Raw genomic sequence first — 14,137 nt, 5'->3', positions numbered from 1 at the left:
ATTCACAGCACCTTCCATTTCCTTCCTCCTCTTATCATTTTGCTTTCCTTTCTTGCTCTAAGCATACTGAAAATGAAAAATTACGTACATAATCATTTTATGATTACGCTTACAAAACCCTTTGGTATCAGTGTTCTTGAACATGGTATCCACTATAATGATAGTTTTTAACTAGTTGTGATTATCCCTTTTTAGCGCAATTTTTTTATCATGAAACCGCTATCCTTATTGCTAATTCAATAGTGGGATATTGATTATATACGGAATTTGGATGTGATGATAAGGTTGGTTTATCTTACTAAAAGATAAATAGATTTCTATTTTGGAAGCGAGGAGGATTTATATGAAGAAAACGAAAAAGAATAAAAAAACCAAAGGAGGTCTAATCTTTCCCATTATAAATGGTACCATCCTAATCCTGATTGCCCTTGTTTGTTTTCTTCCATTTGTCAATGTGATCGCAAGTTCATTTGCATCCACTCAGGAAGTGGTGGCAAGAAAATTCATCTTATTTCCACGAACTTTTTCTCTGGATGCCTATCGCTATATTTTATCAACGCCTACCCTCTTTAAGTCATTAGCGGTTTCCATTGGAGTAACCGGTATAGGTACTTTAGTAAGTATGGTACTCACAGCATTAATGGCATACGGCTTATCTCGAAAATATCTAATAGGGAGAAATTCCATTAATTTTATTGTTGTTTTCTCCATGCTTTTCAGCGGTGGAATGATTCCTACCTTCTTAGTTGTTAAATCCGTTGGTTTAATTGATTCTTATTGGTCACTAATATTGCCAGTCGCAATAAACGCCTTCAACTTAATTATTATGAGAAACTTTTTCCAAGCCTTACCTGATAGTTTAGAAGAATCGGCAAAAATGGATGGCTGCACAGATTTTGGTGTCTTCGTTAAAATCATGCTGCCGCTGGCATTACCATCAATCGCTACTATTTCTTTGTTCTATGCGGTCACCTATTGGAATACGTATATGACAGCTATTCTTTACATTAATGATTCTATCAAGTGGCCGATACAAGTATTATTACGTCAAATTGTCATCGTATCTAGTGGTATGCAAGCTGAAGGGTCCTCAGTAGATGTTGTACCGCCTGCTCAAACGATTAAGATGGCTGTTATCGTAATCGCCACTGTTCCAATGTTAATTGCGTACCCATTTGTTCAAAAATACTTCGTCAAAGGTGCATTAGTGGGATCTGTAAAAGGATAAAATATATATCAATCAAAAAAAGCTTCTATAGCAGAAGCTTTTTTTTGGTGAAAAAACATTCTAATGCATATATTCCTTACGATAATCACCAGGGGTCATTCCCAATTTCTTCTTGAAGAATCGAATAAAGTTTTGAGAATTCCGATACTGTAAGCGTTCAGCAATTTCTTTAATAGCCAAATCGGTATCTTTTAACAAACTTTGTGCCATTTGTAAGCGATAATTCATTAGATAATCTACAAAATTCTCACCATACTCTTTTTTAAATACATTGCTTAAATAGTTAGGATTATAATGCAATCGATCTGCAATAATATCCAGGGAAATTTCCTGATCATATTCCGTTTGTACAATGTATACGATTTTATCAGATAAGGATTTAAATCCTCTTTCTGTTTTATCATGAGTGCTTATAATGACGGGTTTAATTAAATCGTTAATCAACATTTCCTTAATCTTTTCTGGATAATAGGCGTTCATGGCAGCTTGATACAATTTCTTTATATTTTCAAAGATTTTTGATTCAGCACCTAATAGTTGTCCTAATTGCACGAGCTCATTAATAACTCGAATTAAGGTAACGCCTAAGCTAATGGGATTTTTATTTAAACGAAAAATTTCTTCAACCAGCAAATCGACCATGTTCATGACATCTTCCTCATGACCAGAACGAATCGTATTCAATAACTCATTGAGTAACTCGACAGGGAATTTTGAAATGGACGCATCATTTAACATCGAAGAGATATCATTATAGAAAATAATCGACTCCGGTCCAACATTTACTCGGTAATGCAGCGATTCTTTTGCTAAATCTACCGCTTTTTTACTATCGATTAACGATTCATAAATCGGGCTAATCCCAACACTAATGATGATATTCATCGATTTTTTCACCGCTGCTTGGATTTCTTCATAGTACTTCATGATCCGGCGCTCAGGTTCTTCGTCGCTTTTATCTAAGATAAAGATCGTTGCTTGCATTTCATCATTTAAAACGATTGGATTAAGACGTTCATCCTTAAGAACAATCTCTCCTACTATATTATTAATAGCCAATAATAATAGATTTTTATCGCCAACTTGTTGATCATCAAAGTTGTCGATTTGAATCAAACCTGTATAAAACACCTTATCCCCTTCAAAATGGTAGCCAAATTGCTCTAACCGATTCATCACATCATCTTCAGAAATTCGTTTTCTAAAAAGGCTTAAAACAAATAATGTCTCCAATTGAGGTTTCTGAATAGACAGACTAGCGGTTAACAGTTCATTTTGTCCGACTATCTTATCAATTGAATCAGCCAAAAAGGAAAGTTCATTTTGTTTTTTATGTACTCCCTGAATGTCCAGTTTTTCCTGTATCTTCTTTATCGGTCGTGTGAATGATAAGGCCAGCAAATATGAAATAATACCCACCAAAAAAATTAATAGGGCTGAGACAATAAAAAGGCCTACTCTTGTATTATGAATAATGCTGCCAATCTCATTTTCATCGATTTCCACTAAATAAAGCCAACGATTATAATCAGACTGCATATAGACATATTTTTTTCCATCATCTGTTGCTAACACGTTGGCATTTTGCCCGACTTCCTTAGAGACAGCTTCAAAATCTTGAAAACTACCTTTTTTCACCTCTTTATTCTTCATCAAGCTCGAATAAAGTAATTGATTTTTTTTATTATAAATTTCTACTATATTATTTTGGTCACCTATAATCTGATCAATACTTCTTCTAGGAATATAGGAAATTCCTAAAGCGAACTTTTCCCTCTTATACATCGGTAAAGTCATAACCATTTCGATTCCAGATTTTATAGGTTTCCAAAATAGGCTATTGATATCATTGTTAATATATGTATTTTTGTATTCAGTAATTTCTTCCGTTGTTAGCGTTCTTAAAGAACCGTTAATGATTCCCCAGTTCTGTTCCAAGCTTACTAAACTATTATTACTGCCTTCGATCCCCATCATTTCTATGTAACTCATCTCTTTTTTGATATCCCGGTATATATCAAAATCTTTGCCTGACAACGGATTTTTAAAGATTTCTTCAAAATTAGATGTCGCGCTGTAAGCCGTATATCCATACTCGATTGTTCTTACTTTTTGTTCAACATTGTGAAGAATTTGTTTAGTATAGTTTTTCTTATCCTTCAAGAAGCTTTCCTCAACGGAATGATACGTTGAATTATAGATAAATATGCTAAATCCAATGACAAGTCCTATACCCAATAAGAAAAACGGGATAAATAGTTTGTAAAACACTCTTGCTTTTTTCAAAAAATCACCCCTTCGGTAAACTGTTTTTCAATATATTTAAAAAATGCAATTTTCAAAAATTTGATAACGCTTACGTTATATTAAACTACAATTACCACATTTACAAGACTATGTAACCTAGCATTTTATCATTGTATGTGTATATGCATTGACACTAAAACATTTTGATTATACAATGTTAACGTTAACATTTCTCCGCACAATATAACCATATCCTCTATAAAGAAACCAAAATTAGTTCTACTTTTGTTTTAACATAAAAATGTTAACGTGTACATATGCTTTTATCATAGAGTAAAAAGAAAATTTAAAAACGGGAGCAAATACGAATGGAAAATCAAATAACCATTTATATAGCAGGAGATTCTACGGCTGCTATAAAACTACCAGTAAAACGTCCAGAAACAGGCTGGGGGGAAGCATTTCAATCGTACTTTAAAGAGAATGTAAAGATTGAAAATCGTGCCATTAACGGCAGAAGCACAAAATCATTTATAAATGAGGGTCATTTAGCTGCTATTGAACAAAGCATTCACCCCGGAGATTACCTCATCATCCAATTTGGCCACAATGATCAAAAAATAGAAGACCCTGAACGTGGAACGCACCCTTATGGAGATTATCAAGATAATCTTTTTCAATTCATTCAGGCGGCGTATCAAAAAAATGCCTATCCACTATTATTAACTTCCGTCACTCGCCGAAAGTTTGAAAATGACAGTATTGATGCCATGTCAATTGGAGATTTCCCTCAAGCCATGATTCAATTTGCTACAAAAAACCATGTACCCATTTTAGACATACATAATATCACCACCGAGTTTATGGGGAAAATCGGTAATGAGAAGTCAAAAAAATACTACTTGCATTTACCTCCGGGTCAATCCGAAAACTATCCTGAGGGGATTATAGACAACACCCACTTCAATGAAGAAGGTGCGAAAAAAGTGGCTCAATTAATTATTGAAGCAATCCAACAAAGTGATTTACCTCTAAGGAAGCTACTAAAATAGTGAAAATACCATCTTTCTCAGCCTACATAGGGAGTTGAATCAATGGAGGATTCATTTGTACAGCAAATCTATAACAAAAATCAGAAAAATTCCTTTAAGGTGCTAGTAGGATTATATAAAGGAAACTACTTAAGAATATTTTATTCTGCAGTTTTCTTTATCATCAAACATATCCCTGCTTGGGTAATGCCGATCGTAATCGCGAATGTGATCAATGCCGCTACTATCCAGGAAGGTGGTGGTATTCAAACCATATATCTTAATGCGATCATTATGTTTATATTAGTACTTCAAAACATCGTAACAAATTATTATCATACTAAATTGCATAGTTATGCGATTCGCAGTGTGGAATCGGGTTTGCGTGCCTCGCTTATTAAAAAGCTGCAAGAACTTTCAATTCCCTATCAAAAAGAGATGCAGTCTGGAAGGCTTCAATCTAAAATTATGCGAGATGTAGAAGCTGTCCAGACACTTTCCTCACAAGTGTTTGTCAGTAGTTTAAATATTATTGTCAATCTATTATTGGCCTTAGCCATTACGTTATATAACAGCCCTACTGTATTTCTATTTTTTATTTTAACTGTACCGATATCTGCACTTATTATTGTTGTCTTCCGTAAAAAAATCAGAACCTCAAATTCTGAATTTCGTCAAGAAATGGAAGAAACCTCTGCGCGTGTGATTGAAATGATAGAATTAGTACCCATTGCCCGTGCGCATGCGTTAGAGAAACAAGAGGTACGCCGTTTAAATCATCGATTCCAACAAATATTAACAAAAGGGTTTCAATTAGATATCATTCAATCTGTATTTGGTTCTGTTAGTTGGGCTAGTTTTCAACTTTTTCAAATTATTTGTTTAGTTTTCACTGGTATTTTGGCTTTACGTGGTTCCATTACTCCAGGGGAAGTGGTGATGTATCAAACATACTTTACAACAGTAGTAAACTCTGTTTCTAGTATGATAACATTAATACCCACTATCGCTAAGGGCTTGGAATCAGTAAACTCCATTGGCGAAATATTAACGGCTGGTGAGGTAGAAAATCATGAGAATAAACCAAAAATTAAACAAGTAGATGGAAATTTTTCCTTACAACAGATTTGTTACAGGTATCCTAATAGCGATCAAACGATCCTCCAAGATATTAACTTAGAGGTCAAACAAGGAGAAACGGTCGCTTTTGTCGGAGAATCTGGTTCGGGTAAATCAACCATCCTGAATTTACTCATTGGGTTTATTCAACCTACTGATGGAAAAATTCTTTTAGATGGCCATGATATGTCCTTCATTGATTTAAGATCTTTTCGACAGCATTTAGCAGTAGTCCCTCAATCAACTATTCTGTTCTCTGGAACCATTCTTCAAAATATCACGTATGGTATGCCATCTGTAACAGACGAAGAACTACAAAGGGTCCTCCTTGCTGCAAACCTCTGGGATGTTATACAGAAGCTTCCTGAAGGATTGAACACGAGGATTGGAGAACATGGGGATAAGCTTTCAGGTGGTCAAAGGCAACGGGTATCAATCGCAAGAGCCTTAATTCGAAACCCGAAGGTCATTATTTTAGATGAAGCCACTTCTGCATTGGATAGCCATTCTGAGAAAAAAATTCAAGAAGCTTTGAATAGTTTATGTCACGGCCGGACTACATTTATCGTGGCCCACCGTCTTTCGACAATTCGTAATGCAGATAAAATAGCAATGATCGAAAATGGTCGATGTGTAGAATTTGGTACCTACGAGGAATTGATGTCTAATAGAGGGAAGTTTTATGAATTAAAGCAATTACAAATTTAGTGGTCTGCAAAGGGATTAATAGTCGTAATTAGATGCTAAGGGAATCAAGCCTGGCATCTTTTTTTGCCCTGTTAATTTGCGCTATATAAACAAAAAAATATCCCTTTTGAAAGACTGTATGACTGTCTACTCAAAAGGGATCTGTTAAGTCTCTGATTATAACGTAACTCCACTCTTAAAAATCGAAATCTCTCTAAAGTCATTTTTCTCATTATTGACAAATTCGCCGCTGGCAACTTGAACAATATACTCCACAAAGTCATTTAACACTTGTTCTGGCAGTACTCCCTCATCCAATAAGGTTCCCGCATTAAAGTCAATCCAGTGTGGTTTTGTTTCGTAGATTTGTGTATTAGTTGAAATTTTCATTGTTGGAACAAAGGTTCCGAACGGGGTCCCCCGCCCTGTCGTAAATAAAACCAGCTGGCAGCCGGCGGCTGCAAGCGCCGTGGAAGCAATGAGGTCATTACCTGGGGCACTTAAGAGATTTAACCCTTTTGTTTTAAGTGTATCAGCATATTTTAAGACATCGACAATGGTGCTCGTGCCCGCTTTCTGTGTGCACCCAAGGGATTTGTCTTCTAGTGTCGTAATACCGCCAGACTTGTTCCCTGGTGAAGGGTTTTCATAAACAGGTTGATTATGACGCAAAAAATATTCCTTGAATTCATTGATTAGATCAACAATCTTTTCAAAAATCTTTTCATCTGCAGCACGTTCCATTAATATCGTTTCGGCTCCAAACATTTCCGGGACTTCAGTAAGGACAGTTGTTCCTCCCTGTGCAATTAAATAATCAGAGAATCTACCAAGAAGTGGATTGGCTGTAATGCCAGAAAATCCATCGGATCCACCGCATTTTAAACCAATCTTCAATTCTGACAGAGGAACGGACTCCCTTTTGTCATTTTTGGCATTTTCATAGATTTCCATGACCAGTTTAAAACCTTCCTCGATTTCATCGGTAACAGCTTGGGAAATCAGAAATTTCACTCTCTCCTCATTCACTTCACCCAACGCCTTTTTAAACTCAGGCAGCTCATTATTCTCACAGCCAAGACCTAAAACAAGAACACCGCCAGCATTGGGATGCTTTACAGCATTAATCAGTATTTGCTTTGTGTTTTCATGATCATCTCCTAGCTGGGAACATCCATAGTTATGCTTTAAGACAAGGACATTGTCAAACGGGCTAATGTCGCCAACATGACGCTCAAACCGCTTGATAATTTTTTCGGCAATTCCGTTCACACATCCTACAGTAGGTACAATCCATAATTCATTCCGAATTCCAACATTCCCATCTTCCCGGCGATATCCCTGGAATGTCCGATTTTCATTTTGAAATAGATTCTGAGATTCCTTAAACTCGTAATGGTATTCCTGTGTTCCTGATAAATTCGTTTTTGTGTTATGGGTATGAACATGTTCACCAGCTGCAATCACACCGAGTGCATGCCCGATTGGATAGCCGTATTTAATAATATCCTCATTTTCATATATATCTTTTACCGCTATTTTATGGCCGCGGGTGACGTCTTCTTTTATTTGTATATTCTTGCCATTAAGATGAATGGTTTCATTTTTCCTAAAGTTCCTTAGTGCTAGAATAATATTATCATTTTCAGTAATTTGAAGAAAATCCTTCATTAATAGCGACCTCCTACTATATAGATGTTTCAAACAATTCTTTCAGAGCTTCCTTCACTCCCATTTCATAGATAGTAAGGAGGTTTGCACTGACGGTACGATCTAGATTTGGAATCGAGGTCAAATCCATCCCCCATAACCTTTTCTCTGCCAGGATTTCGTTCACGAGTTCTTTCAAAGTAAGTTCATGCTGCTCAAATTCTTCCCAGTGAGTTTTAAAGAATTGCACATTTACCAGATCATCCTGAAGTTCGATTCCGTCATTTCCTCTTTTTCCTCGATAAAAATAAAGCAGGCAGCTTAATGAAAAAACCATTCGTTTTGGCAGGCTGTGATATTTTTCAACATAATCCAATAAGGCGGGCAGGTTTCTTGTCTGAAATTTAGAAATGGAGTTTAATGCGATGCTCATTAAATAATGCTTGATATATGGATTAGCAAAACGGTTAATCACATCATCTGCATAGCTGCATAGCTCTGTTTTCGGCCCCTCTAATGTTGGGATTATTTCCTCTTCGATCATTTCTCTTATAAACCGGCCGATTTCTTCATTATTAACACTTTCTTCCACCATGCTTAATCCGGATAAGTAAGCAACCGGAGTCATCGCTGTATGTGCACCGTTTAAAATCCTGACTTTCCGTACCCTGTATGGGGTTAAATCATTGACAATCAGTGTGTTTAGCCCTGTTCCCTCAACTTTCAGCTCATTTTTTATCCATTCCGGTCCCTCAATGACCCAAAGATGATACTGCTCCCCTACCACCATCAATTCATCCTCATATCCAAGTTGTTCGGTTTTTTCTTTATAGGAATCGGTTGGAAATCCAGGTACTATCCGGTCTACAAGGCTTGAACAAAAAGTATTAGCGTTCTCTACCCATTTAATAAATTCATCCCCAAGGCTCCATTTGCTTGCATATTGCAATACGATTTTCCTCAACTTTTCCCCGTTTCTTTCAATCAGTTCACAGGGAATGATAATGCAGCCGCGCCTTTTATCACCTGCAAACGCTATAAAACGGTGATAGAGGAACGCTGTCAGCTTCCCTGGAAAACTCTTCTGCGGCCGATCCTCCAACTGGTCGGTTGGGTCAAACACAATCCCAGCTTCTGTCGTATTAGAAACGATAAAACGGAGATCTTCTGTCCCTGCAAGCCTGATATATTCCGGGTAATCCGTAAATAGATTAATACCCCTGCTGATTGACTCAATCACTTGATGCTGATTTACCAATTGACCTTCTTTTATGCCCTGTAGGTAAAGGGTGAACAGTCCATCCTGTTTATTTAGCCTTTCAATCTTGTTATTGCCTCGCGGCTGAATAACCACGACACTACCATTGAAATCTGTCTTCTCATTAAGAACATGGATTTGCCAGTCAATAAATCCTCTTAAAAAATTACCTTCCCCAAACTGAAGTACCTTCTCGGGATAGGAGGTATATTCTTGATAAATTTTATTATTAAGTCTTTGCACTATTCTTTTCCCCTTTCCATTATGCACACGTTAACATTTTTGTTCATAAAGAAAGGTAAAAACTAACCTCTCTTCTTAACAGAATCTCTTATGATTAATTCTGTATTGGCAAAAACCTTTTCGGCTTTTTCTTCTTGGCCAGTTACGAGTGAAAGGATTTTTTCCGCACCCAGTACACTGATTTTTTCTAAGGGCCGCTTTACCGTTGTTAGCTTTGGTGTTGTATATTGGGCGAAACCAATATCATCAAATCCAACAATAGAAATGTCATTCGGGACATTCAACCCACTAGCAAACACAGCATTCATTGCACCAATGGCCATGTCGTCATTGGAACAAAAAACGGCTGTTGGAGGCTTTTTCAAGGACAGTAATTTTTCCATTCCCTGATATCCGCTTTCCATATCATAATTTCCGCTCACGGAATAGTCCGGCTGAATCGTAATGCCATTATCAATCAGCGCAGTAAGATAACCGTCCTTACGCATTTGCGTTGATTTAAAGGTTGGAATTCCTTCAATGACTGCGATATCTGTATGACCGCAATCTATTAAATACTGCACAGCTTGTCTCGATCCCTCTGTATCGTTAGAGAGAATGTTGATGATGTAATCTTCTTCAATTTCTCTGTTAAGCACGACGAGGGGAATTTTCTTTTGGAGTACATGATAAATAAAAGAATGATCCCGTACACTTTGGCTCATTAAAATGATCCCGTCAAATCTTTGCAAATTAATACCCGAATAATCCTGATAATCATCGATACCCCGAATAAAAAGGTTATATTCTTGGCTAATGGTACTGTTTACTCCCTTAATTGTGTCTGCAAGGAAGCTTGGCGATGTGCCATTGCTAATACTTGTTAAAAATAAACCAATCGTATGCGACTTTTGCATGACCAGACTTTTTGCATTGTAATTAGGCGTATAATTTAGCTGGGAGGCAATATCAAGTATTTTCCTCCTCGTTGGCTCTTTAATAAAAGGGCTGTTGTTTAGCGCCCTTGATACAGTTGTATGAGATACATTGGCCAATTTTGCAATATCTTTTATAGTAACCATTGTCTTGACCTGCCTTTTGCAAAGAATAATTAAGTTCATTATACCTTATCCTTGCTGCCTCTCCAGCTATAAAACTTTTTAGCTACTGCTTTTAAGAGATGTACTCAACGGTTTCTGCTTCCTGAAAGTCAAAATAGTTTTTGGCGTTGTAATAGGAAATCCCCTGAACAATTTGCCCTAGTAACTCTATATCATTAGGTGCCTCGCCGTTTTCCACCCATTCGCCGATTAAGTTGCAAACCAATCTTCGGAAATATTCATGTCTTGTATAAGATAGAAAACTTCTTGAGTCAGTAAGCATACCGATAAATCGGCTGAAAAGACCAACTGTGGACAATGCCTTCATCTGTTCAAGCATGCCCTCTTTTGTATCGTTGAACCACCATGCTGTACCGAATTGAATTTTTCCAGGCGTCTTACCGTCTTGGAAACTATTTATGATGCTTGCGATTACATAGTTATCTCCAGGATTCAATGAATAAATAATCGTCTTAGGAAGCTGGTTATCCTTCTCCAGTGCGTTCAGAATATGGACTAACGGCTTTGCTATTTGGTCGTCATTCATAGAATCATAGCCTGTGTCAGGACCTAGAATCTTGAACATCCTCGTATTATTGTTACGGTGAGCATTAATATGGAACTGCATGGCCCAGTCTAGTTCGGAATACAGCTTACCAAGATAGATTAACGTGAACGTTTTGAACTTCTTTTCCTCTTGAAGAGAAATACTGCTGCCCGATAATCTCTTTGAAAAAATCTCATTCACTTCTTCGAAGGTTGTTTCTTCAAATACCATAGAATCTAAAGCATGATCCGATACCCTGCCTCCAGCAGAATGGAAAAATTGCACTCGAGCTTCAAGCGCAGCAAGGAAATCTTCATAAGTCACAATATTTATTTCAGCAGATTTCTCAAGCTTAGCGACCCATTCCATAAATCCTTCACGGTTTATTTCTAATCCTTTATCAGGTCTGAAACCTGGTACAACACTGACTGAATATGAATTTTCTTCTCTTAACTTTAGATGGTATTCAAGGCTGTCTACAGGGTCATCTGTAGTACAAACAACCTTGACTTTTGACTTTTCAATCAAATTCCTTACACTAAATCCCTCTTCGTTAAGTTTGGTATTTACTTTTTCCCAAATTACTGGTGCACTTTGTTCATTTAACAAATCATAGATACCGAAGAACCGCTGTAATTCTAAATGAGTCCAATTGTATAATGGATTTCCTATTGTCATAGGTACGGTTCTAGCCCATGCAAGGAACTTTTCATAGTCACTGGAATTCCCTGTTATATATTCTTCGGATATTCCGTTGGCTCTCATTGCTCTCCATTTATAATGATCACCATACAACCAGGCTTCCGTAATATTTTTAAATTTCTTATTTTCATAGATTTCCTTCGGACTTAAATGGCAATGGTAATCAATAATTGGCATGTCTTTTGCGTAATCATGGAATAAAGAGATAGCGGTTTTATTTTTTAATAAAAAGTTTTCATCCATAAATTTTTCCACTTTGCACCATCCTAATATAAAATGTTAACGTTAACAAAACTCTTTATTTTCAGTCTAACAAATCTGAAAAACATTGTAAATAAATTGTTAACGTTAACATCTGGTTTTGTCTTATAATCGCCTTCACTTTTGCTAGTCGTACTTCCACATCAGGCTGCAAGCGAAAAGACCATTATTAGTGAATTCTTGAATAATTTTTAATAACTATACAAAAAAGAGAGCTGGGTAATTCCACCAGCACTCTTTCTACTCTAACAAAATTAATTCGTAACGGCTTCGCGTTTGCGCTTTTTCTCCATTTGCTTTTCGTGCGCCCGAGCGTGGGCACGGTGGCGGTCTTCTTCCACTTCAGCAGACATTTGTATACCCATAGGGACTGTAGTAGCCGCTATTCCTTTGAGCCCGTTCTGGTCTTTCTCAAAAACAAATGATGCTCTTGTTGAAATATCAGCTCCTTGCTCAGTCACAAAAGGAACGACACGGTAATCTGCACGCCATTGTTCTGGAGTGACCTGGCAGCGAACATAACCGCGGTAATTATTAAAGAATTTAATGTGCGGGTTATCCGCCAAAGATTTGGCCGTGTCTGCACGCCAATCAGATCCGTTTCCTCCTGAAGTAATCGATGTTCCAACAAACTCTGCTCCAAAAATCGGAGCCTCTGGATTGTTAAAATCAGTGGTAAGGTTAGAAGCCCAGCTTGCATGCACATCTCCAGTAAGAACGATAACATTGTTGATGTTACTGCCAGCAGCAAAATCAGTGATTCGCTGACGTGCCACCGGATATCCATCCCATGAATCCATACTGAATTTAGGTGCTGTGATGCTTCCCGATTTGCGCTGCGCAAAGAAAATCTGTTGGGCAAGGACATTCCAATGAGATTTTGAGTTTCCTAGATTGCCAATGAGCCATTGTTCTTGTTCTGTTCCAAGAAGAGTGCGCTTTGGATCCAAGGATTCCGGTGTATGAGCTTTCGACCCATCACCATTCGCCTGGTCATCTCGGTACTGACGTGTATCGAGAACATAGAAGTTTGCCAAATCACCATAGGTAAAATCCCGGTATAATTGCATGCCGCCATCGTGGGGCAATGACGACCTGCGGAGTGGCATATGCTCATAATAAGCCTGGTACGCAGCAGCACGACGCTTTATAAATGCCTCAACAGACTGGCCTTTTTCTGGAATGACATTTGCGTAATTGTTTTCAACTTCATGATCATCCCAAGTAACAACCCACGGGAATGCAGCGTGTGCAGCCTTGAGGTGTTCATCAGAACGATATTGGGCATGACGAGTACGGTAATCTTCAATTGTGATAATTTCATCGCCTTTGTGGGCACGGACATTGCCCGTTGATGAAAGATACTCGTTCGTACCGTATTCATATATGTAATCGCCAAGGTGGAATACAAGATCCAGATCCTCCTTCGCCAAATGCTTGTACGCAGTAAAATAGCCGTGTTCATACTGCTGACAAGAAGCGAATGCGAACGTCATGCTTGCTACGTTGGCACCTGCTGCCGGTAAGGTTTTTGTTTTTCCAACAGGACTTATTTCATTTCCGGTCTTGAAACGGTAAAAATAAACACTATTCGCTTGTAGGCCGCTCACTTCTACATGAACTGAATGTGCGAGATCAGGGGAAGCATGTTCCGTGCCTCTTTTGATTATGTTTCGGAAGTTTTCATCAGTGGAAAGCTCCCAATTAACGGGAACGATATGTGCTGGCATTCCGCCGCCATTTAATGGATCCGGAGCTAACCTTGTCCATAATACAACACTGTCAGACAGAGGATCGCCGGAAGCAACACCAAGAGTAAAAGGATATTCGCTGAAGTTCGGAGCTGCATCTACTTTAAATCCTCCCAATGATTGAGCAATGGTCAGCCCAAGTGAGAGCCCAGCGATCTTGCCGGCTCCATGAAGAAAACTGCGGCGATCTATATTCTTTTTCAAATTTTGCTCGTTAAACTTCCTAATCATTTCGTCCAAATTAGTCATGATTTATCCCCTCTCAAATTACATATTTTCACCACGTTTTTGATTATAACTAGGATTTATTAAAAAATTATGAAGTTTGTAAATA

9 protein-coding genes are annotated in these 14,137 nt (G+C 37.7%); 3 read left to right on the top strand and 6 right to left on the bottom strand.

The window, feature by feature from the left end:
- The first annotated feature begins 343 nt into the window (after positions 1 to 343).
- Entirely contained in the window at positions 344 to 1,228 is an 885-nt protein-coding gene (locus tag MLOOGBEN_RS07140) for a carbohydrate ABC transporter permease (protein WP_218781081.1), read from the top strand.
- A 60-nt stretch (positions 1,229 to 1,288) separates the two neighbouring features.
- Here MLOOGBEN_RS07140 and MLOOGBEN_RS07135 read toward each other — a convergent pair whose 3' ends face one another.
- Complete coding sequence (locus MLOOGBEN_RS07135; protein WP_179157554.1) at positions 1,289 to 3,514, bottom strand: helix-turn-helix transcriptional regulator; 2,226 nt, start codon at positions 3,512 to 3,514, stop codon at positions 1,289 to 1,291.
- A gap of 329 nt (positions 3,515 to 3,843) precedes the next feature.
- Here MLOOGBEN_RS07135 and MLOOGBEN_RS07130 point away from each other — a divergent pair, with 329 nt between their 5' ends.
- Both MLOOGBEN_RS07130 and MLOOGBEN_RS07125 read left to right on the top strand, forming a co-directional pair.
- On the top strand, positions 3,844 to 4,527 hold the full coding sequence (locus MLOOGBEN_RS07130) for a rhamnogalacturonan acetylesterase (protein ID WP_179157553.1): 684 nt from the start codon (positions 3,844 to 3,846) through the stop codon (positions 4,525 to 4,527).
- A gap of 42 nt (positions 4,528 to 4,569) precedes the next feature.
- A complete protein-coding gene (locus MLOOGBEN_RS07125; protein WP_179157552.1) occupies positions 4,570 to 6,333 on the top strand; it encodes an ABC transporter ATP-binding protein in 1,764 nt (587 codons plus the stop codon).
- A 156-nt stretch (positions 6,334 to 6,489) separates the two neighbouring features.
- Here MLOOGBEN_RS07125 and MLOOGBEN_RS07120 read toward each other — a convergent pair whose 3' ends face one another.
- The 5 genes from MLOOGBEN_RS07120 to MLOOGBEN_RS07100 all read right to left on the bottom strand — a co-directional run bounded on the left by MLOOGBEN_RS07120 (position 6,490) and on the right by MLOOGBEN_RS07100 (position 14,052).
- On the bottom strand, positions 6,490 to 7,983 hold the full coding sequence (locus MLOOGBEN_RS07120) for a UxaA family hydrolase (RefSeq protein WP_179157551.1): 1,494 nt from the start codon (positions 7,981 to 7,983) through the stop codon (positions 6,490 to 6,492).
- Positions 7,984 to 7,999: 16 nt separating this feature from the next.
- Positions 8,000 to 9,463: a tagaturonate reductase gene (locus MLOOGBEN_RS07115; RefSeq protein ID WP_179157550.1), complete on the bottom strand. Its 1,464-nt coding sequence runs from the start codon at positions 9,461 to 9,463 to the stop codon at positions 8,000 to 8,002.
- Between the two features lie 62 nt (positions 9,464 to 9,525).
- Positions 9,526 to 10,524 (bottom strand): LacI family DNA-binding transcriptional regulator, encoded by a 999-nt coding sequence (locus MLOOGBEN_RS07110; protein WP_179157549.1) that lies wholly within the window; start codon positions 10,522 to 10,524, stop codon positions 9,526 to 9,528.
- Positions 10,525 to 10,615: 91 nt separating this feature from the next.
- Entirely contained in the window at positions 10,616 to 12,046 is a 1,431-nt protein-coding gene (gene uxaC / locus MLOOGBEN_RS07105; protein WP_179157548.1) for a glucuronate isomerase, read from the bottom strand.
- Positions 12,047 to 12,306: 260 nt separating this feature from the next.
- Complete coding sequence (locus MLOOGBEN_RS07100; RefSeq protein ID WP_179157547.1) at positions 12,307 to 14,052, bottom strand: alkaline phosphatase D family protein; 1,746 nt, start codon at positions 14,050 to 14,052, stop codon at positions 12,307 to 12,309.
- Between the last annotated feature and the right edge of the window lie 85 nt (positions 14,053 to 14,137).

The sequence above is a fragment of the Bacillus sp. EB106-08-02-XG196 genome (assembly GCF_013396335.1).
In the GTDB taxonomy this organism is placed as follows: Bacteria; Bacillota; Bacilli; order Bacillales; family Cytobacillaceae; genus Neobacillus.
The sequence above is the reverse complement of the archived record's forward strand: the minus strand, read 5'-3'. Positions and strand labels throughout refer to the sequence as shown.